Genomic DNA, 21,449 nt, shown 5'->3' on the forward strand with positions numbered 1-21,449 from the left:
GCCAGCTCCAGACCCGCGTCTTCAATGCCTTTCTTCAATTTCAGAATCGTTTCGAGCGGCCACGCTTCGCCGACCGGCACGTCGTACACCGCCGTGACGATCCCCTTCATACCCGGAATTTGGCGAATGTACGCCAGCGACACCGGGTCCAAATCGCCATACCATCTGAAAGTCAGCTTCACTGGCAGATCGCCCCTTTCTTCTGTTGATCCCGATACACCTGCGGGGTGACGCCATGATGTTTCTTGAATGCGTAATTAAAAGAATGAGGACGCTGGTAGCCGAGCTTGGCGGCGATCTCGTACGTTTTCTCGTGGCTGTTCGAGAGCAGATAAACCGCCTTCTCCATGCGCAATTGCTGAATGTAGTCGCTGATATTGCCGCCGGTCTCCAGCTTGTAGATTTTCGAAATGTAGACCGGATGCATATGAACGTGATCGGCAATGCTCTGCAGCGTCACGTCCTGCGCCAGATTGTCGTCGATAAATTGGTGGATCGCGCGGATAAGCTCCGAGCGGTTGTCCTTCATCTCGCGGTCCATGTCCTCCATCAGGCGGCGCAGCACGCGCAGCGACCATTCGCGCAAATGCCCGACGGAGCGGAACGGAATGCCGTCAGCCAGCTTCCCGTAGTCGTCGCCGATCAGGTCGGACAAAGGCTGCCCATTCTTGTGTGAAATGTACGAGAACGCCGAGGACACCGCGAAATACACTTCAAGCAAATGCTCCTGCGAATGCGGATGGGAGGATTTGCTTCGCAGCTCCTCGAATACGCGTTCCAGCTTCTCCTCCATCGCGTCCCATCTGCCCGCTTCGAGGAGATGGATGAGCGTCGGCGGCTCGTACAAGGAACGAATCGATTCGACTTCCACCGCGGACGGCTCTCCGGAAGCTCTCAGGAACAGACCCTGCTCGTTGCCGACCCGTTTGCGGGCGGCCGATACGCAGCCGTCGTACTGGCCCGGCACGTCGGCCGGGAACAGCCCGTGCTCGCTAACCACGACGGATATGCTCCCTTTCAGAAAACACTTCACGACGGATTGAAGCTGGGAGGCGGTCTGTTCGAACAGAGCCGCCCGCTGTCCCGGTTCGACCCGTTCCTCCGCCGAGGCGAGGAAGATCAAATAATCGTGCGCGTCCTTCGCGTGCCAGAGCCGGAACTTCCCGCCGAACAGTTCCTCCGCCATGTTGCCGATCGCGTACTCGATCAGCGAGCGGCTGCGAAAGTCGTAATCGACGAACGTCTCCTCCAGCCGAACGAGCATCAGGAAACACGTTTGCCCGTAGAGATCCGGCAGCGCCAAGGTCACCATTTTATCCCGTAAAGCCGATTCGTTCCAGACCGCTCCCTGAAGCAGCTCCAGCAGCAGATTGCCCTTGAGCAGCGGCATGTTCTCGTTCAGCGTCCGGGTCAAGTTGCGGACGGACAGAACGTGCTCCCACTCGCCGTACAGCTTCTGCTGCAGCCGGGAGACGGTATCCAGCAGCTCCTGTTCCGTCACCGGCTTGAGCAGGTAATCCTCCACCTGGTTCTGGATCGCTTCCTTCGCGTATTGGAAGTCGGAATATCCGGAGAGCAGCACGCATTTCGCCTTGCTCCATTCCTTCCGGATGCGGGCGATGAGATCAAGACCGGTCATGCCCGGCATTTGAATGTCCGTAATGACGATATCGACGGCGAATTGCCGCAGAAGCTCAAGCGCTTCGTAGGCCGAATAGGCGCGGTACACTTGCGTAATCCCGATCCTGTCCCAGCCGATCGTCGTCGCCAACCGATCGACCACATGCGCTTCGTCGTCCACGATCAACAGATGCATCGTTCGGCCTCCTCTTCTGGATGGCTATATAGATTGAACCGATGAATTAGGAAGTCCATTGCATTCCGCTTGCTCGAAGTCGTTTCATCGGTTCAATCTCTTAATCTCCCGTTTCCTCGCCGCGCGTCCACTTGATGATGACGCACAGACCGCCCATCGGCAGTTGTTTGAACACGAGCCCCGATTGTCCGCCGAACCGGTACTGCAGCCGGCGGTGCACGTTCCACGTGCCGCAGCCGACCTCCTCCGACATCGGCTGTGCCAGCTCCGCTTGCAGATCGCGAAGCCGCTGCGGATCCATCCCCGGCCCGTCGTCCTGCACGAAAATCATATTGTACCGATCGTCCTGCTTGCCCGTAATCGTGATCATGCCGCCTTCCGGCGACCTCTCGACTCCGTGCACGATCGCGTTCTCCACGATCGGCTGCAGAATCAGCCTCGGCAGCTCCAAATCCAGCATTTTCTCCGGCACGTCGATCTCGAACTGCACCCTGCCCATTCTCAGATTCTGAATGATCAAGTAGTTGCGGACGAGCTCCAGCTCCTCCTCCAGCGCCACGGACTGATTCTCGACCCGCGTCGCGTAGCGGTAATATTCCGCCAGGTTCTGGGACATCTGCACGACCGCCTGCCGATCGTTCATCTCCGCGGAATTGATGATGAAGAACAGCGAATTGTACAGAAAATGCGGATTGATCTGCGACTGAAGCTGCTTCAGCGTCGCCTCGCGCGACCTGAGCTTCTCCGCGTAAACGTCTTCAATCAGCGTCTTAATCTGATCCGACATTTCGTTGAATTGGAAGATGAGATAGTCGAACTCGTTTTTGGCCTGATAGTCGATGCGCGCCGAATAGTCACCTCGCTTGATCCGCTGCACGCTGCCGATCAATTTCCTTAGCGGACGCTGGACGTTGCGGTACAGCAGGAACGACGCGGCGACGGCCAGCACGAGCAGCAACCCGATAATGACGTAGAAAAAGTTTCTCTGCTCCGTAATCGGAGTTACGACGCTCTGATACGGCGTATAGTCGACGAGATACCAGCCGAGCTGCCGCGACTTCACGTAGCTGACGAGATGCTGTTCGCTGCCGAGCTTCACCAGACGCTGTCCGGTGGCCGGCTCGGCCCCCAACTCACTCTCCAGCAAGCCGATCAGCTGCCTCGTCTTCTCCTCGGACGAAGTGCCGTTCAGAACGGGCCGTTCGCCGGGCACGTACAGGAACGGGTCGTTGTTCTTCCCGTTCTTGTACGCGTCCAGCATCGCGGTCATATTGCCGGTCGTGAATCGGACCCGGAATACGGCCTGAGCCGCTTCCTTGCGCTCCGCCTTGGCGGGCTCTCCGATCTCGTGCACGAAATAACGCTCGGTTTTGCCGCCCAACTCCTCCGACATGTACGTCCAGCGCGTATAGATCGGGCCCGTCATATCCTGATTGCTTTCCAGCAGAAAAATATTGGACGAAATCGCGCGCTTCTCGCGGGGGATAATGACGGTCAAGTCGTTTTTCCACCCGTTGGACACGCTCTGCAGGCTCAGCTTCTCGATAATCCGGTATTCCGCGTTCCGCGCGTCGAACTCCAAAGGCGGACGGCGGTCGAGAAATTCGCGAATATAAGGATCGTAGCTCAGCAGCACCGGAAACATCGACAACTGCTCGATGTTCGTATCCAGTTGGTTCATGAGAAAGGTCAATTGGTTCAGGTTGGTCGTCTCGATCTGCTTGCGCACGACTTCCGTGCTCGTGTTCGTCGAGACGCTGTACAACACCAGAATCGGCAGCAGCAGAAGGAAGAGCAGAAGAACGATTTTGCGAAACGTGTTGGGTTTGAACATCCGCTCTCCTTTCCCGCCCGCTCCGGTTACCCTTTGACGGCTCCCGCAGCGAGACCGCTGACGACGTAACGCTGGGCGATCAACGCGATAATGAGTACAGGGAGGGTGATGATGCACGCGGCCGCCATCAATCCGCCCCAGTTGATCTCAGCGTAAGACATAAAGTTGAATACGGCAATTGGTAATGTCTTCGTCTTGTCGCCAGCCAGAATAATCGAGAACATGAAGTTGTTCCACGAGAAAATAAAGCTAAGCAGCGAAGACGTGATGATGCCCGCTCCCGACATCGGCAGCACGATGCGGCGGAACACTTGATGCGGCGAGCAGCCGTCGATGGCGCCGGCCTCTTCCACTTCTTGCGGAAGCTTCTCGAAGAACGAGATCATGATCCAGACGATAAACGGCAGTCCGACGAGCATGTGGCTCAGCACGAGCGCCGCATAAGAATCTACCAAACGCAGTTTCGAGAATATAATATACCACGGAATCAGGAACGAGATGCCCGGCACGATTCTCGCGACGAGAATGACGAGGCCGAGTCCCTGCAGCTTGTACTTGGCGATCGAGTAGGCGGCAGGCAAGCCGAGCAGCAGCGACAGCAGCGTCGATACGACGGCGACGATCATGCTGTTGACGATATACTTCAGAAAATCGTACTGCTGGAACACATTCACGTAGTTGTCCGTCGTCGGCGTGAACACGAACGTCTGGGAGTTGGACATGATCTGCGCCTGCGTCTTGAAGGAGGCGAGCAGCATCCAGACGAACGGGAAGACGAACACGAGCAGGACAAGCACGGTCAATCCGGTCAGCGTGGCGTTTTTCGCTTTTTTCTTATTCAGCTTCATCCTTCCGCCTCCAATCTTTTCTTCGTCCAGATCAGCACCAGCGTAAGGGCCATGACGATCAGGAAGAAAATGACCAGCAGCGCGGAAGCCGACCCGAGCTTGAAGTATTGGAAGCCGAGCACGTAGCCGTAGATGTTCAGCGTCTCCGACTTGAAATTCGGTCCGCCCTGAGTCGTGGCGTAAATGATGTCGAACGTCTTGAGCACGTCGATCAGACGCAGCATCAGCGCGATGATGATCGTCGGCTTAAGCAGAGGCAAGGTGATATGCACGAATTTCTGCCAAGCGGAAGCTCCGTCCACGTCCGCCGATTCGTACGGGTCGGTCGGCAGCGTCGACAAGCCCGCCATCAGAATGAGTGCGACCATCGGCGTCCACTGCCATACGTCGACGACGATCAACGATGGAATAACCTGCGTCATGGACGCGAGATATAGCTGCGGCTCGAGGCCGATCGATTTCAGAATCGTATTCGCGGCGCCGATCGTCGGCTCGTAAATGAGCATCCAGACGAGACCCATCGCTACCGGGGTAGCGACCATCGGGAGCAGAAACAGCGTCTTCGCGATATTTTTCCCCTTGAAGGTACGGTTGAACAGAACCGCGATCGCCAGGCCCAGCACCATCTCCGCGGCCAATGCGACGATCGTGAAATAGAACGTGTTGAATACGGAGTCCAGGAACCGCTCGTCCTTGAACATGGAAGTATAGTTGTCGAAGCCCACGAAAGCGGGCGGCGTAATGGCGGACATGCTCCACTCGTAGAAGCTGATCCACAACGTATAACCGATCGGGAAAAGCATCATGACAAGCACGAAAACAAGCGCGGGCAGGATGTACAGCCATTTCAAGTTGCGATTGATCCAATTATAACCCATTGCGTATCATCCTTTCCAAAAGCCTTTCCCGGACCGACCGCCCTCGGCGGGCGGCCCGGAATCGACTGGCGGTTCATGCGGGTTGGTGACGATTACCTCTTGCTGTCTTTGTCGATGATGGCCTGCAGATTGGCGTTCGCCTTGTCCGCCGCCGCTTGCACGTCCTTGTCGCCGGTAATGACCTTCATGACGACTTCGCCTACGGCGTCGCGGGCTTCGCCGACGCTGACGACGACCGGACGGTCGTGGCCGACGCCGTTCTCCATCGATTGCTTGATGATCGGCACCAGTTCCTCAGGGAACGACTTCGTCGCTTCCGGATTGTTCCAGACGGAAGTCCGGGCGCCCGGGTTACCCTTCTGCTGCGCCTTCAGCACGTTCTCCTTGCTGGTCGCCCATTGGATGAGCTCCCACGCCGCGTCCTTGTTCTTCGATCTTTCGTTGATCGACAGCGACCACGCCGTTACGTTAACCGGCTTGGAGCCCGCGGCGCCCGCCGGGAACAAGGCGAAGCCGACTTTGTCGCTGACTGTCGATTTCTCCGGATCAGTCGCGTTCGTGTACAGCGAGTCCGCGTCCGTCAGGAACGCGACTTTGCCCTGAGCGAAGATGCCGAACGCTTGCGGCCAGGACATGTTCAGAACCCCCGGAGGTCCGGAGTCCTTCAGCAAGTTGCCATAGGTCGTCATCGCCTTCACGGCTTCCGGCGTATTGATGGACGCCTTGCCGTCCGTAATGAAGTCTCCGCCTTCGGAGAAGATGTACGAAGCCAGCTGCGTCACGAGTGGGGAACGCTGTCCGCGCGCCACGAAACCGTACATCTCGGAGCCCGGGTTGTGCAGCTTCTTGGCCGCTTCGACCAGTTCGTCCATCGTCGTCGGCACCGGAATGTTCGCTTGCTCCAGCAAGTCTTTCCGGTAGTAGAGCACGCCGCGCTCCGTAATGATCGGGATGCCGGCCAGCTTGCCGTCGATCGTCGTCGTGTTGATCGCCGACGGCGAGATGTCCGCGAAGTCGTACTCGGGGTCCTTGTGCGCATAGTCGTCCAGCCGCGCCACCCAACCGTTCTTGAAGAACAGCTGGCCGTCCTGGAGCGGACGGTACATGAAGACGTCCGGCGTTTCCGAGCCGGCCGTGAATTGCACGGTCAGCTTCTGAGTCAGTTGGTCCTCGAAGTAGTTTTCCACCTTGACCTTGATGCCCGTAGCCGCCTCGAATTCCGGCAGCAGCGGCGTGATCGCCTCGGACCAGGGATGGTTGGCCGTGACCAGCGTAACCGTCTGTCCCGCGAACGGTTTGTCCGATCCGGTCGAAGCCGACTCGGATGCAGACGAGGATGCGGGAGCCTGGCTCGCCGCCGGAGACGAAGCTTGCGGCGAAGAATTACCGCCGCATCCCGCCATTATGCTAGCGGTTACAATTAACGCGGTGCCTGCTCCGATATACTTCTTTTTCATAGGTGAAACCCCCTAGAAGAGATGTGGTTTACAATTTCATGATAAAGGCGCGGCCCCCGACAAGATATAACGGGGATTTAACATCGATAACGAAACCTTAGCGAGTTTTATCGGGAAGCATTTTAGTCTTCCAGGCATTCCCGGTATAAGGCGTTCATCGCCCGCACGACGTCGGAAGCGGCGCTGGCTTCCCCTGCCGCGCTCTTGCGAAGCGCCTCGTGCAGAAACACCCCGGCCTGCTCTTGGAAGCTCGGAAATGCTTTGTTCCGCGGCCTGACGTAACTGAGCTCCATCGTACGAATCGTGTCCGCGAAGAAGCCGCCGCACGTCTCGTTCGCAGCCGTGTCGCGCCAGGCTCCGGCATGTCCGGGCTGGCCTCCGCTCTCGACGTAGAGCGTTCGCTGCGCATCCCCGCTTGCGACGAACATGGCGAATTCGACCGCCAGCGGAATGTGCGCCGAATGCGCCGATACGGCCATGCCGACGCCGCCGAGCAAGCTGCCTCGCGGCTCGCGGGAGATCGCCGGAATTTCGGCGAACCTGAGCCGCTTCGGCGCGAAGCCCGTCCTGGCGTAGTTCGTGTAGCCGAACGCGCAGGGGACGTAAGCGACATCGTCGTTCGCCGCCATCCGATCATACATCCCGATCGGATTGAAGTCGAGCGAGGACGGATGCAGATACGGCAGCAGCTCGAAGATCAGGTCGACGGCCGCTTCTCCGACGGCGGGGGCGATTCCGACTCTTTCATCGAAAAAGCTCGGGCCGTCGATCCCGGCGCACAGACTCAGGAAGCTGCACATCGCGTCGGTAGGACAGAGCGGCAAGCCAACCGCACCGGGCCGGGAGCGCGCCAGTTCCAGCACCTGCTGCCAGGTGCGCGGAATCTCATGCTCGCTCAGCAGGTCGGGGCGATAGGCCGCCACCTGGGCGGCGGCGTCGACCGCCAGCGCCCATTGCCGGCCTTCCCAGCGGTAGCTGAGATGGCTCGATCCTACGGAGTTCGCTTCTTGATCCTGGAGATAAGCGGCCGGTATTTTATCGTCGAGAGGAACGAGCACGTTCTGTCCCGAGCTGATGCCGACGTGCGGGTGGTCGATCATGATGATGTCGTACTGTCGCGCCAGCGCATCGATCGGATAGTCGCCGAAGTCCTTCAGCGAACGGCGGTCCCATACGATCCCGAAGTCCGGCCTCGACTCACCGAACTTTCTGGCGGCGGCCTCCAGCGGAGCATACCCTCTGACGTGATCCCAAGTCATTCCTCTTAGTGTTGCCAATGTAACGGTCCTCCGTTCCGTAGAATCGCCAGCTTTGACTGCCGGTTGGACGGCTTCGCTTGCGCTCACCCGTTTGGCTCATTCTTCGACTACAGCACGCCGTCGCTTTTCAGCCGGGCGATCTCTTCGTCGGAATATCCAAGCTCCCTCAGGATTTCCTCGTTGTGTTCCCCGATCCGGGGCGGATGCCGGCGAATGTCCCCCGGAGTTTCGCTGAATTTCACCGGAACGTTCACCGTCCGCACCGTTCCGGCGGTCGGATGCTCGTAAGAAGCGAACGCGCCCAGGTGAATCGCCTGCGGGTCCTGCTCAACTTCCAAATGGTTTTTGACCTCGGATACCCACATGTCGCGCTTCAGCATTTTCTCCACCCAGTAAGCGGTCGTCTGCTTCACGACGCTGGCCTGAATACGAAAAAACACCTCGTCTCGCTTGTCGTACAGAACCTGCGGATCGTCGTACGCGACCAGCCCTTCGTCCTCCAGCACTTCGGCCAGCACGGGAATCGGATTGACGGAAATGCACATGTAGCCGTCCGCCGTCTTGTAGATTCCGAACGGAGCCGACTGACCCGGATGGGCGATGCCGGAACCGGGGCGCTCGAACAGCTTGCCGGAATTCAGCGTAACGGCGAACTCCTGAAGCTGATGCGTCAGCAGACATTGGAAGAGGTTGATTTCCAGCTTCTGTCCTTTGCCGGTTTTCTCGCGGTAATAGAGCGCGGACAGCAGCCCGTAGACGATGTTGTACGCCCCGAGCTGATCGGCGATGCCCGTGCCGAGCGGAATCGGCGGATCTTCGCGCCGGCCCGTCAGCGTCGTCAGACCGCTCAGCGACTGGATCATCAAATCCTGGCCGGGGCGTTCCGCGTACGGTCCGTCTTGGCCGTAGCCGGTGCTGGAGCAGTAGATGATGCGCGGATTGATCTCCTTCAGGTCTTCGTAGCCGAAGCCGAGCTTCTGCATGACGCCGGGACGGAAGTTTTCCACCACGATATCGCATTCGGCCACCAGCTTGTAGATGATCTCTTTGGTCTCCTCCGCCTTCAAATCCAGGGCCAGCGACCGCTTGTTCCGATTAAAAGCCAGGTAACACGGAGACTCGGTTTCCCCGACCCAATATTTCAGGAACGTCCAGGCCCGATAGCTGTCTCCGGTGTTTTTGCGTTCAATCTTGATGACGTCGGCTCCGAGATCGCCGAACATCTGCGTCGCGAACGGGCCTTGCAGCAGATGAGTGAAATCCACTATCTTAATGCCTTCAAGCGCTTTGTCCATCCTTAAGTCCTCCTTGCCGCCCCAGCGATGCGCATCGTTTAGCTGCCGTGCTGGGCGATCTGTCGTTAGGGCCTTTCGTCGCGGGCGTTCTGTTGTGGGAACGCTATTTCGAGAGTTCTGCACGAGGGCATTCGCAAGCTCTATCGCGAGAGTCCTTACCCGGAGAGCACTATCTTCCTGTAAACCTCGGCGGACGCTTCTCCATGAATGCCGCAATGCCTTCCCGCCCATCCTCGCTATGGAACAAATTGGCGAGATAGGCGCGATCGTACGCTTGCGCCGTCTCCAGGCTGGCGTCCCGTCCTTCGTGGACGAGCCGCTTCAGCGCCTGCACGGCCAGCGGCGCCTGATCCGCGACTGTGCGCGCGAGCGCCAGCGCGGCATCGAGCAGCTTGTCCGGCTCCGTTACCTCGTTGACGAAGCCCAGCGACTTGCCCTCCTGCGCGGCTACGAACCTGCCGGTCATCGTCAGCTCGCGCGCGACGAACGGGCCGACGATGCGGGCGAGCTTCTGCACGCCTCCGCCGCCGGGAACAAGCCCCAGCTTCACTTCCGGAAGCCCGAACTTCGCCTTCTCCGATGCGACGACCAGATCGCAGGAGAGGACGAGCTCGAAGCCCCCTCCGAGCGCGTACCCGTTGACAGCGGCGATGACCGGCTGCGGGCAGCTCTCGATAGCGCGGTACATCTCGCGTCCCTTATGCTGGAACGCAAAAAAACGGCCGACGTCAAAGCTGCCGTACCCCTCGATATCCGCTCCCGCCATAAACCCTTTGCCCGTCCCGGTCAGCACGACCGCCCGGATATCGGTCCGCTCCCGCAGCCCCTCGAAGCAATCGGTCAACTCCGCCATCAATTCGTCGTTCATCGCGTTCAGCTTCTCTTCTCGCCGAATGGTCGCCAGCAGCACGTCGCCGCGCTCCTCCACATGCAAATATTTATACGAAGCCCCCATCCGAGCAACCCCATTTCGTTGAACGGTTATCGTCTTACACCCCCATCATAAAGTCGGGCTCGGAGAGAATATATAACCGATATTTAACTTCGATAACGAAACGTTAAGCAATTGAGGAATTGGCTGGTCGAGGGAACGGCGATGCGAGGCGCCAGGCCAAGATTTGGCCCAATTATGCGGCATTCTCTGGTCTCTAGATTAATTCAGCGAAGGCATGAATTGGGATGGACACAAGAAAAATTGGCTGAGCGCACAGGATTTCAACAGTCGGCTATAGCCAGGATCGAAAGCGCACGTATCATACCCAAAGTAGATACAATCCAAACCATAGCTAAAGCATTGGGTTTGAAATTAGAGCTTGTAACAAACGAAGAAGCTGCTGCTTTGGTATGATGTTTGAATAAAAAAAAGAATGCATTCACCTATGAGAGTGGATGCATTCTTTTTGTCAGAGCAATTATGCTTTGCTTGGGTATTCTTTATTTGGGCATACAACTTTTATTTCGTACTTGATCCGATTTCAGGCAGACCAGTCGCTTTCCAACTCTACCTCATAGTCGATCACGAAACCTTGACCACACTCGCCAAAAAAAGCGCCCAAAAGCGCTTAATTGGCATTGATAGTACGGCTAGACCGTCGGTTCGAGCCGCCGACGGTCGCCGAGGGACTCGGTAAACTCGTCGAGATCGCGGTCGGCCTTCGACTGGTTGCACTCGTTGCAGGCGCAGACGCAGTTGACCGGAGTCGTGTGGCCGCCCTTGGCCCGCGGCAACAAGTGGTCGATCGTATCGCCGTATTCGCCGCAGAAGTGGCACGTATAGTTGTCGCGCGTAAGGATCAAACGGCGAAACTCCCGATTGCTGTGGATGCGGCGGATCGTGTGGCGGTTGACGACGTATGCGGCGTGCTCGCGCACGAGCGTCTTGGCGAACTCCGGCTCGATCTCCTGATAGTAGGAGCGGCCGCTGTCGGTTTTGCCCCGCATGCGAACGAAGCCCTGGCGAGTCGCTCGAAGGCTGTCCGCGTCGTGCGGATCGAGCTTCGGCGCGCCCGCGGCGATCTTCGGAGCTTCGGGCTTCGAGATCGGTGATTTCCTGGACGCGGCTTTCCGGGTCGCGGATGCCGGGCTCGTCCGCTTCGCTACCGCGACAGCGGCCTCCGAAGCCGGAGTCGCCGCAGGGACAGCCGCCGCCGCGGCAACCTGCGGCACCGACGGCTTCTTCGCTTTGCGTCTCCGCCTTCTCCGACCGCGCTTGGGCTTCGCTAGAGGCTCCTCCTCCGGCTCGGCAACGATCGCCTCGCTTATCTCCGCGATCGCTTCGACCTTGCGTCTACGTCTTCGGCGGCGACGCTTGGGCTTCGCATCCGGCTCGTCCTCCGTCTCCACAACGACTGCCTCGATTGTCTCCGCAACCGATTCGAGCTTGCCCGCCTTGCGCCTCCGCCTTCCGCGGCGGCGCTTGGGCTTGACGATGGCCTCTTCCGCCTCGGCCTCCGCCGCGGCGATCTCGTTCATCTCCGCGGCCGGTTCGAGCGCGCCCGCCCGCTGCCTGCAAGCTTTGCACGTCCCACGCCGTCTTCTCCGTCCGGCCCGTCCGCCGCTGCGGCTGGCGAACTCCGAAAGCGGCTTAAGCGTCCGGCATTCCATGCATATTTTCATAGCCGTCTCCGGCTGAACCGTCTTATTATCCATATCGTGTGTCATATGCAGAGTATATCACATCCGCGCAAGCGGCTGTAAAATCCTCCTCATCCCCTGATCGCCCTGGCCGCATCGTCCAGCGCCCCGATCACCCGGTCGCACCAGGCATCGAACTCCGGATCTTCCGTCTGGAGCTCGGGATGGGCGAGGATGTGCTCGATCGTCTGCTTCATCCCTTGATCCAGCCGGGTCGTCGCCACGAAATCCGGAACGAGCCGCTTCAGCTTCGAATTGTCGAATACGACCGTATTCGCCTTGTCGCCCAGCAATCCTCCCCGGTAGTCCTCCGTGCTGCATGCATCCAGAAAAGACGAGGAGACGTGGACCGCGTTCAGCTTGACGCCAAGCGCATCCGCGATAATCTCGTAAATCTGATTCCAGGTGACGCTCTCGTCCGAAGTGATATGTACGGCTTCGCCGATCGCGTGAATGTTGCCCATCAACCCGATAAACCCTTTGGCAAAGTCGCTGTTATGCGTCATCGTCCAGAGAGAGGTTCCGTCTCCGTGGATGATAACCGGTTTATTTTCCAACATGCGCTTGGCGACTTGCCATGTGCCCTTCCGGCCGTGCACGCCGAGCGGAATGGAGCGTTCGTCGTACGTGTGGCTCGGCCTGACGATCGTAATCGGGAAGCCGTGTTCGCGATATTGTTTGATCAAGTATTCTTCGCAAGCGATCTTGTTCCGGGAATACTCCCAACAAGGATTCGATAATGGCGTTCCTTCGGTAATGCGATAATCCGATAGAGGAGTCTGGTAAGCCGATGCGGAGCTGATGAACATAAATTGTTTCGTCTTGTCGCGGAACAGCCGATAGTCTCTCTCGAGCTGGCTCGGCACGAATGCGATAAAGTCCGCCACGACGTCGAACTTCATGTCCGCGATCAATTCGGCTACCCGTTCTTCGTCGTTGATGTCGGCTTGAATCGTTTTGACGCCCTCCGGCAGCCGCTCGCCGCGATTGCCTCTGTTCAATACGTACAGCTCGCAATCCCGTTCTGCCAACTGCCTCGTAATCGCCGAGCTGATCGTGCCGGTTCCTCCGATAAACAGCGCTTTCATCGTTGATCTCGCCTCCATATCGCCATGCGGATTTGTGATAAGGTTCTTCCTCTCTACCTTAGCACGACAGGCCCCCCTTGACAATTTGAGCGCACGTTCGCTTTTTCCAGTCCTTACCCCCACGGAGATTTTACACTAACGCGCGTCCGCTTCCCGCAATCCGCCCCCGTCATCTATCCTTGCTCGGATTGATCCCGAAGTGTTTCTTGTACACTTTGCTGAAGTAAAATACGTCTCCGATGCCGACCCGTTCGCCCACCTCCGCGATCGGGTCCTTGGTCGTGCGCAGCAGGAGACGGGCCTGACGCAGCCGGTAGGCTTCCAAATATTCCATGACCGAGACGCCCTGGCTGGTCTTGAACAGCTTGGACAAATGCGAGCGGCTCAAATTGACGTGCGCGCACAGACCTTCCAGAGACAGCTTGGAGGCATACCGCTCGTGAATGAACGCCAGCGCCTTGACGATCTCTTCCCGCTGGCTGTCCGCTCCGCCGACCTCTTCCAGCCACTTGACGAACAGGCGCTTGTATTCGGACAGGCGATAAGCCTGCAATCTCTCCACTTCCGTCTTCAGGGAGGCGGGAACGGAAAAGCCGTTTTTTTCGATGAACCGGGTCAGCGTCTGCACGTCCGCTTTCGCGGAAGACGACGGGCGCCCGAGATGCCGGAGCAGCTCGAAGTAGGTCTCGACCAGGCCGGGCAGACCCGACAGTCCGATCCGTCCGCCCCCTTCGGCCGACTGGAAGAACGACAGGAGATCCAGCTCCGCTTCCGGCTTGCGAACGGTCCTCGCATCGAGTACGCACGCCTCGGTCTCGTAGAAGAAACAATCCATCCGCTCGCGGGCGTGGCGAACCTGCTCGAAGAAGTCGTCCATTCCGGAGAACCCGCAGTGGCTCAGCGCCGAAGCCTCCAGCGCCAAGTAGCGCTTCGCGACGGCGAGCATCTCCCGCAGCTTGCGTGCATGCCGCTCGTCGTCCGTCTCCTCCAGATCGAGCGCCACGAACCGGTTCTGACCCAGATGGAACAGCTCGTTGCTCTCGTTCCAGCTGCGGATCGTCTCGCTCGCGACGTTGGACAACGCGTAGACGGCCAGATCCGTTCGTCCCTGAAACTTGGCGTCCTTCCACTCCTCGAACCGCTCCACCTCCAGGATCGCGAACTTCGAAGGAGGAAGATACTTGCTCTCGTCGAATGCGCCTACTCCGAAACGGGCCGCCCGCCGAAGCAGTTCCTCGTTCCGGATATGCCCATCCAGCCGCTCGTGGAACAGCGAGTTCCGCACCATAATCAATTCGTTGGCGTTAAACGGGGCGCTCTGCTGCTCTCCGGCCTGCTCGTAATGGAGGAAAGCGCGGCGGATTTCCCTTTCCACCTCTTGCCGGGTTATCGTCGCCTTCAGCAAATAGTTTCGGGCGCCGTACTGCAGCGCCTGCTGCGCCAGCTCGAATTCGGCGAAATTGCTGAGCACGACGAACCACACGTCCGGGAAGCGCGAGCGGCATTGACGGATCAGCTCCAGCCCGTCCATGACGGGCATGCGGATATCGGTCAGCACGATGCGGGAAGGATCGGCTTCCATCTGCTCCAGCGCGTCCCGGCCGTGCGCCGCCTCCCGAACGTCCAGCCCTCCGAAGCTTCTCAGCATCTCGGCCAGATAACCGCGGGTTCCGATTTCATCGTCGACTACGAGGACGTTCATGTCGCCTCTCCTTTCCATTCCGGAATGATGATCGTCGCCAGCGTGCCGGAGGGCTCCAGAGGGAGCAGGCTAAGCCCGGCCTCCTCTCCGTAATGGAGCAGAAGGCGCTCGCGAACGTTGTTCAAGCCGATCGACGGCCGCTCCGAGGGACGGGGCCGCGGCTCGAAGCCCGCTCCGTCGTCGGAGATGCGGAACCTCGCGCCCCTCCCCCAGCTTTCGGCCTCGATGAGAATGTTGCCGGACGTTCTGCCGACGAAGCCGTGCTCGAAGCCATTTTCCACGAGAGGCTGAAGCAGCATGCGAAGAATCGGACGCCCCAGCAGCTCTTCGGGAAAGACGAGCCGCACCGCGATTTTCTCGCCGAATCGGGCCCGCTGAATCTCGACGTATTTCAGAAGGTATTCCCGCTCCTCTTCCAGCGTCCAGTAGCCCTCCATCCGATACAGCTGCTGCCGCAGCAAGTAGGACAGGGACAGGACGAGCGAGCCGATCTTCTCCTGGGAAGAACGCTCGGCGAGAAAACGGATCGTATTGAGCGAGTTCAGCAGAAAGTGCGGGTTCATCTGCTGCTGGAGCATTTGCATCTCGAGCTTGCGTTTCTCGGCGGCGGCCCATTCCAGGTTACTGCGCGAAATGTCCAAATTGTGCATCAGCTGCCTGAGCAGCTCGGACAGTTCCGCCAGATGGCGGTCAGCAAGCATCGGAACGGACAAGTCGAGAGTCGGGTTCAGCAGCCGCTTGGACAGCAATCGGATCTGGTGAAAGACTCGGCCGACCGTTCGCAGCACGAACATAGAAGATGCGACGAAGATGACGAGAATGACCAGAAGCGTCGCGATCACGGTCAGCCGAAAATAACGCAGCTCGTGCCGGATGTCCTCGGAATCCGTCTGCGTAATTGTCCACGGCGCGGGCGGCAGAGGAATCGGCGGCGAACCCGAAACGGCTCGTTCCCGCTCCGCGCCGGAGACGGGGTAGACGACGCGGTTCCGGTCGTCGCGGATTTCATACGTCCCGTTGTCGCTTTTCAGAATGGCCGACAGATTGTCGAGCGGAATCGCCAGGGAGACGACGCCTCTTTTGTTCGCGGTTACCGGGCTGAAGATCCACCGGCTCAATACGATCAGCGGCTCCGCGGCCCCTCCCGGCTCCAGCACGCTCCATTGGAAGCTGTTGAAGAAATCGTGGCCTTCCCATCGGACCGTCTTCACGATTTCCCGCTGCAGCTCCCCTTTTCTCCAGCCAAGCCTCGTCGGGTTCGATTCGAACACGCCCCCGAAGTCGTCCTGGACGACGACGGCGTATTTCTCGTTGAGGAAAAACGTATACTGCAGCCTTTCGATGGCCTCCAGATAGGTCGAGTTTTTCCCGATGCTGTACGGATCGCTTTCCTGCAAGGCGGCGAGGAAGGCTTTATCGTTAATAAAAGAATTCGTCGACATGAACGCCCGCTGGAACAAATCCTTGACCCGGGAAACCGTCTGCTCCTGCTTAAACCGGTTGATTTCGCCTACCTTGTTCACCATCGTTCGCTCGGAATACTGATAGGCGACGAACAAAATCAGGCTGAGCGGAATGAACACGGCGACGAGCAGCACGATGATTCTTCGCTGCACCGACCGCGGTCCCGCGTAACGCTTGCTTCCCCACTGCATCGAAACCATCCCCGTTTTCGGCTGCCGAAACGAAAAAGCCAGCCCATCGTCGCCGATGGGCCAAGCTTTCGCTTCTTATTGCTTGCTTTGTTCCTCGATCGCGTTGTCGACCTTGACTTTGACCTGCTCCAGCACCGCGTCGACCGTCTCTGCGCCGGTATAATACTGGCTGATCAGATCCAGGAACGTCGATTCGTATTCCTGGGGAGCGCCCAATACCGGCTTCTCCTCCACGTTGACGACGTCCGGGTCCCCTCCGAACAAATACGTCACCTGCTCCAACGTAATGTCGTCGTCCTTCAGAGCGTCCGCGAGATTTTCGAAATACTTGTCTTTCGTCACCTTAGTATACATGGGCAGCGCGCCCGTGCTCAACGTATAATCCGATACGTATTCCTTGGCCAAAATCAGCGACTCCTTCGGATGCTTGGCGTTCTTCGGAATCGCGAGGGAATCGATGCTCGACCAGTTCATATGCTTGCCGGCCATCTCCGCCGGAACCGGCATCGGCGCGATGCCCGCCTTCCAGTCGCGGGGAAACTGCTCCTTCTTCGTCGCCGCGAGCTGAGCGTACCACTGGGCCCCGACGACCATGCCGTAATTGCCGTTCCAATAGGAGAGGAAGTCGGTGTTGTTCTGAATGAGCTCGGCGATCGGCATCGCCGCCTTCCTCACGTTCATGACGTCGTTCATCCATTCCAGGCTGCGCTTGAACTCCGGCGCGTCGATGTTCACCTTGCCGTCGTCCGTATAGAACTTGCCGTTGTTGAGCTGGCTGCCGTAGCCGTAGAAGTACATGCCCCAGTTGTTGTAGAACATGCCGTACACCTTGTCCTTGCCGCTCAGGTTCGTCAGCTTCTGCGCCACCTCGGCCATCTCGTCCCAGGTCATCGGAACCTTCGGATCCGGGTAAGGGACTCCGGCATCGTCGAACACCTTCTTGTTGTAATAGAGCATCCAGTTGTTTTGTTGAATCGGGAACCGGTAATACTTGCCGTCCTTGTCCGGCTTGAAATCGCCGAAGTCCGCGCTCATGTCGATATCGGCTTCCTTGGCAACGTCGTCCAGCGGCATCAGGAAGTTCTTGTTGATCGCGTCGAACTGCTCCACGCCGTTGCCCCAGATCAGATCGACCTGCTCGCCGCTGGCGAGCATGATGTTGCGTTTATTGATGTACTGCTCGTGAGGCACCGATACCGGATCGACCTTGATATTCGGATACTTCGCCTCGAACCGCTCCAGGAACGCCTTGAACTCCGAGGAATCCAGGTACTCCGAAATGTTCAGAAACTTCAGCGTTACGGTCTCCCCCTGCGCCTCCGAACCTCCGGACGTCTGGGAAGCGGGTTCGCCCGATTTTCCCCCGCAGGCGGTCAGAGTGAACGCCATCATCGCCGTGACGGCGAGCAAGCTCCATTTTCCGTTCATGAATGATACCCCCCGAAATATTGTAGCCGTTTTCAACTCTATTATGAACCCGGCCCGCAGCCTCTCAAATGTAAGAAACGCTCTTTCTCTTTGTAGAATCGTACGGCATTCAGCCCTTGAGCCCCGAGGACACGATGCTCTCGACGAACCGCTTCTGCAGCGCCAGGAACACGCCCAGCACCGGAATGATCGCCAGGCACGCCAGCGCCATCTGCATCGCGTATTGCTTGCCGAACTGGGTTTGAAAGCTTTGCAGGCCTATCGGAATCGTGTACAGCTCCTTGGAATGCAGGAAGATCAGAGGCTGGAAATACTGGTCCCAGATCATGAAGAAGCTCAGCAGGCCCAAGGTCAGCAGCGGAGTTGCCGCCAGCGGCAGCGCCACTCTGACGAAGGAACGGAAGACGCCCGAGCCTTCCAGGTAAGCGGCGTGCACGAGCTCCTTCGGGAAGGACAGGAAAAATTGCCGCATCAAGAAGATAGACAGGACGTCGACGATGTTCGGAAGAATGAGCGCCCAATGCGAATCCAGCAAGCCGATGAACCGGAACGAGATGAATTGCGGAAGCAGCGTCAGCTGGTACGGGATGAACATCGCGGCCAGGAAGGCGAAGAAGATCCCGTCCGAATACCGGAACTTGAGAAACCCGAACGCGTACCCGCCGAGCGCCGACAGCAGCAGCCGGAAAACGACGGAGACGATGACGACGATGACGGAATTCCACAGCCATACCGGAAAATCGGTGCCGGTTAAGACGTGGGAATAATTGTTCCAGTTCACCGCGTCCCAATGAATGAAGACGAACGGCCTCTCGAAAACTTGGTGCTCGAATTTAAGCGAGGTCGAGATCATCCAGAGCAGCGGGGTAATGAAAACCAATCCGACGAGCAAATACACAACGGAACGAACCGTATAGCGGACGTTGGAACCGAGCGGCACGCCTTCGTCCTCCTTTCTTGCCTGTTTATTGATAGAAGACCCACTTTTTCTGGGCGAACCAGTTGACCGCGATCAGAACCAGAGTCAGCAGGAACAGGAACATGCCGACCGCGGAAGCGTAAGAAAAGTTGTAAAATTCGAATGCGGACCGATAAATATGATAGGTCATCGTCGTCGTGCTGAAGGCCGGCCCGCCCTTGGTCAGAAGCGCCATCTGGTAAAATGCCTGAAGTCCGCCGATGATCGTGATCAGCAGCAGAAAAAACGACGTCGGGGAAATGAGCGGAAACGTGATATGCTTAAACCGCTGCAGCCGGCCCGCCCCGTCGATCTCGGCTGCTTCGTAGTAATCCTTGGACACCCCCTGCAAAGCCGCCAGGAACAAAATGCAGTGGTATCCGACGTCTTTCCAGGAGCCGATCAGCGCCAGCATCGGCAGCGCCCAGTGCTTGTCGACCATGTATTGCGGAGGACGCTCCACGCCCAGACTCATCAGCAGGGAATTGACCGGTCCTTCCGTCGGGTGCAGGAATACGTTCCATACGACCAAGGTGGCTACATAAGTGGTAATGTAGGGAATGATGAAAAAGGTCCGGACGACTCCGCGCGCCCTCATCTTCCCGTTGAGCACGAGAGCCATTCCGAGTCCGAGCAGCAGCGTCAAGGGAACGTAAATCGCCATGTACGTTAGCGTGTTCCGCACGCTTTTCCAGAAATCGGGGTCGCCCAGCATTTTGTCGTAAAACCCGAATCCCTTGAATTCGAAAGTGTAGGTCATGAGATCGACCTTGTACAGACTAAGCAACAGTACGCATAACATCGGAACGAACACAAATAACAAGAAGCCGACGAGCGCCGGCAAAGCGAACAACAGACCCGCCCGCCTTTCCAGCTTCTCCAGCGAGTAGGCCCGTCCCCGCCGAACCCGCTTGCCTTCGTTAACCGCAGTTTCCATAACGCTTCCTCCTTCGCTGCCTCAGTGTCATTATGGGGCGTTCGCGGGGGGAGAAGGAATAGAACAATTGCCGCTCTTCTTTGTAATATCGTCCGATTCCGAGTTCGAGGCGACATAGCGAACGGAGCGTCTCTTTTGTAACTAACTATAATTGAGAAACTTTAAATTATATAGTATAATGAAATTCATAAAGGAGGCGAATCGGATATGGCCGATTTGGCAAAGAAGATGGAAATAGGGATCAGCACTTTTCTGGAGGCTTCGCCGCATTCCCCGGCGGGTAAGCCGGTAAGCCATGCGGAACGTCTGAGGAACGCCGTAGAGGAAATCGTGCTGGCTGACCAGGTCGGGCTGGACGTGTACGGCATAGGGGAGCATCATCGCGCCGATTACGCCGGAACCGCGCCGGCCGTCGTGCTCGCGGCCGCTGCGTCCAGAACCAAGAGCATTCGGCTGACCAGTGCGGTAACGGTGCTGTCTTCGGACGATCCGGTGCGCGTATACGAGTCGTTCTCCACGCTGGACGGACTGTCCAACGGACGGGCGGAAATGATGGCGGGGCGGGGTTCGTTCATCGAATCTTTCCCTTTATTCGGATATAGCTTGGATCACTACGACGAACTGTTCGAGGAAAAGCTGGAGCTGCTGCTGAAAATCCGCGAGACCGAGAAGGTCACCTGGCGAGGCGGGCACCGTCCCGCGATCCAGAATCTCGGCGTGTACCCCCGTTCCGTGCAGGAGCCGCTCCCGGTATGGATCGCTACGGGCGGCAACCCGGAGTCGGCCGTCCGCGCGGGCACGCTGGGACTTCCCGTCGTGTTCGCCATCATCGGCGGAATGCCGGAGCGGTTCGCTCCGCTCGTCGAGCTCTACAAGAAAGCCGCCGTTCAAGCGGGACACGACCCGGCCAAGCTGCAGATCGCGACGCACTCGCACGGCTTCATCAGCGATACGAACGAACAAGCGGCGGAGCAGTTTTACCCGCACGTACAGGCGCAGATGAACACGATCGGCCGCGAGCGCGGATGGCCGCATTACGACCGCGCCGCTTTCGACGCGGCGAGCAGCCTGCGGGGAGCTCTCTATGTCGGCGATGCCGAATACGTGGCGGAGAAAATCGTCCTGCTTCGCAAAAACCTGGGACTTACGCGCTTCTTCCTGCACGTCGATTTCGGCGCGCTGCCGCACCGCGATCTGCTTCGCGCCATCGAGCTGCTCGGCACCCGCGTCGCTCCGATCGTGCACAAGGAAATCGCGCGGATGGAAGGCCACGCGTAATCGCTATACCTGATGTTGCGGCGTTCTCTCGCTACTTCGCCGGAGCCGGAGGACGCCGCCGCTGATAGCGGTTTGACGGACTGTTATTTCCGCTTTAGCACCCGTTTGCATGCGCATAACGGCCTGATGGACCGTTAACCCCGCCATGCCTTCGTTTTCGCACACGCTAACGGTCTCGCAGAACGTTAAGCCCGCCATACCTCCCATTTCGCACACGCTAACGGTCTCGCAGACCGTTAATCCCGCCATACCTCCCATTTCGCACACGCTAACGGTCTCGCAGACCGTTAATCCCGCCATACCTCCCATTTCGCACACGCTAACGGTCTCGCAGACCGTTAATCCCACCATACCTTCGTTTTCGCACACATTAACGGTCTCG

The 21,449-nt window shown here is 58.3% G+C and carries 18 protein-coding genes; 2 read left to right on the top strand and 16 right to left on the bottom strand.

All coding sequences use genetic code 11. The features are described 5' to 3' along the window. The 9 genes from ACESLM_RS26760 to ACESLM_RS26800 form a co-directional block, all read right to left on the bottom strand. The coding region (locus ACESLM_RS26760) for a mannonate dehydratase (protein WP_372636710.1) at nucleotides 1–182 on the bottom strand (182 nt) is incomplete at its 3' end. Further along, a complete protein-coding gene (locus ACESLM_RS26765; protein ID WP_372636713.1) occupies nucleotides 179–1,816 on the bottom strand; it encodes a response regulator transcription factor in 1,638 nt (545 codons plus the stop codon). The genes ACESLM_RS26760 and ACESLM_RS26765, both read right to left, overlap by 4 nt. Nucleotides 1,817–1,916: 100 nt before the next feature. Further along, nucleotides 1,917–3,650: a sensor histidine kinase gene (locus ACESLM_RS26770; protein ID WP_372636716.1), complete on the bottom strand. Its 1,734-nt coding sequence runs from the start codon at nucleotides 3,648–3,650 to the stop codon at nucleotides 1,917–1,919. A gap of 26 nt (nucleotides 3,651–3,676) precedes the next feature. Then, on the bottom strand, nucleotides 3,677–4,498 hold the full coding sequence (locus tag ACESLM_RS26775; RefSeq protein WP_094049305.1) for a carbohydrate ABC transporter permease: 822 nt from the start codon (nucleotides 4,496–4,498) through the stop codon (nucleotides 3,677–3,679). Next, nucleotides 4,495–5,376 carry a carbohydrate ABC transporter permease gene (locus ACESLM_RS26780; RefSeq protein ID WP_372636718.1) on the bottom strand — a complete coding sequence of 294 codons (882 nt, stop codon included), beginning with the start codon at nucleotides 5,374–5,376 and terminating at the stop codon, nucleotides 4,495–4,497. The genes ACESLM_RS26775 and ACESLM_RS26780 overlap by 4 nt, the downstream gene beginning before the upstream one ends. Before the next feature lie 92 nt (nucleotides 5,377–5,468). Beyond that, entirely contained in the window at nucleotides 5,469–6,833 is a 1,365-nt protein-coding gene (locus ACESLM_RS26785; protein ID WP_372636721.1) for an ABC transporter substrate-binding protein, read from the bottom strand. Nucleotides 6,834–6,955: 122 nt separating this feature from the next. After that, a complete protein-coding gene (locus tag ACESLM_RS26790; protein WP_372636724.1) occupies nucleotides 6,956–8,110 on the bottom strand; it encodes an ABC transporter substrate-binding protein in 1,155 nt (384 codons plus the stop codon). 89 nt (nucleotides 8,111–8,199) lie between these two features. Continuing rightward, nucleotides 8,200–9,387 carry a CaiB/BaiF CoA transferase family protein gene (locus ACESLM_RS26795; RefSeq protein ID WP_372636727.1) on the bottom strand — a complete coding sequence of 396 codons (1,188 nt, stop codon included), beginning with the start codon at nucleotides 9,385–9,387 and terminating at the stop codon, nucleotides 8,200–8,202. A gap of 169 nt (nucleotides 9,388–9,556) precedes the next feature. Further along, nucleotides 9,557–10,342, bottom strand: a complete 786-nt coding sequence (locus ACESLM_RS26800; protein ID WP_372636730.1) for an enoyl-CoA hydratase/isomerase family protein — start codon at nucleotides 10,340–10,342, stop codon at nucleotides 9,557–9,559. A gap of 174 nt (nucleotides 10,343–10,516) precedes the next feature. Between ACESLM_RS26800 and ACESLM_RS26805 the strand changes: the two genes are divergently transcribed. Continuing rightward, on the top strand, nucleotides 10,517–10,735 hold the full coding sequence (locus ACESLM_RS26805) for a helix-turn-helix transcriptional regulator (RefSeq protein WP_372636733.1): 219 nt from the start codon (nucleotides 10,517–10,519) through the stop codon (nucleotides 10,733–10,735). Between the two features lie 236 nt (nucleotides 10,736–10,971). Here ACESLM_RS26805 and ACESLM_RS26810 read toward each other — a convergent pair whose 3' ends face one another. The 7 genes from ACESLM_RS26810 to ACESLM_RS26840 form a co-directional block, all read right to left on the bottom strand. Then, nucleotides 10,972–12,003: an HNH endonuclease gene (locus ACESLM_RS26810; RefSeq protein ID WP_372636736.1), complete on the bottom strand. Its 1,032-nt coding sequence runs from the start codon at nucleotides 12,001–12,003 to the stop codon at nucleotides 10,972–10,974. Nucleotides 12,004–12,092: 89 nt separating this feature from the next. Continuing rightward, nucleotides 12,093–13,109 carry an SDR family oxidoreductase gene (locus tag ACESLM_RS26815; RefSeq protein ID WP_372636739.1) on the bottom strand — a complete coding sequence of 339 codons (1,017 nt, stop codon included), beginning with the start codon at nucleotides 13,107–13,109 and terminating at the stop codon, nucleotides 12,093–12,095. A 169-nt stretch (nucleotides 13,110–13,278) separates the two neighbouring features. After that, complete coding sequence (locus tag ACESLM_RS26820; protein WP_372636741.1) at nucleotides 13,279–14,811, bottom strand: response regulator; 1,533 nt, start codon at nucleotides 14,809–14,811, stop codon at nucleotides 13,279–13,281. Then, entirely contained in the window at nucleotides 14,808–16,466 is a 1,659-nt protein-coding gene (locus ACESLM_RS26825) for a sensor histidine kinase (protein WP_372636745.1), read from the bottom strand. Before ACESLM_RS26825 ends, ACESLM_RS26820 begins: the two co-directional genes overlap by 4 nt. 75 nt (nucleotides 16,467–16,541) lie before the next feature. After that, complete coding sequence (locus ACESLM_RS26830) at nucleotides 16,542–17,894, bottom strand: ABC transporter substrate-binding protein (protein WP_372636748.1); 1,353 nt, start codon at nucleotides 17,892–17,894, stop codon at nucleotides 16,542–16,544. Nucleotides 17,895–18,003: 109 nt separating this feature from the next. Then, nucleotides 18,004–18,834 carry a carbohydrate ABC transporter permease gene (locus ACESLM_RS26835; RefSeq protein ID WP_372636751.1) on the bottom strand — a complete coding sequence of 277 codons (831 nt, stop codon included), beginning with the start codon at nucleotides 18,832–18,834 and terminating at the stop codon, nucleotides 18,004–18,006. 25 nt (nucleotides 18,835–18,859) lie between these two features. Then, a complete protein-coding gene (locus ACESLM_RS26840) occupies nucleotides 18,860–19,789 on the bottom strand; it encodes a carbohydrate ABC transporter permease (protein ID WP_372636754.1) in 930 nt (309 codons plus the stop codon). A gap of 207 nt (nucleotides 19,790–19,996) precedes the next feature. On the opposite strand from ACESLM_RS26840, the gene ACESLM_RS26845 reads away from it, so the two are divergent. Beyond that, nucleotides 19,997–21,067, top strand: a complete 1,071-nt coding sequence (locus tag ACESLM_RS26845; protein WP_372636757.1) for an LLM class flavin-dependent oxidoreductase — start codon at nucleotides 19,997–19,999, stop codon at nucleotides 21,065–21,067. Nucleotides 21,068–21,449: the final 382 nt, after the last annotated feature.

This window comes from Cohnella sp., from assembly GCF_041641335.1.
In the GTDB taxonomy this organism is placed as follows: Bacteria; Bacillota; Bacilli; order Paenibacillales; family Paenibacillaceae; genus Cohnella.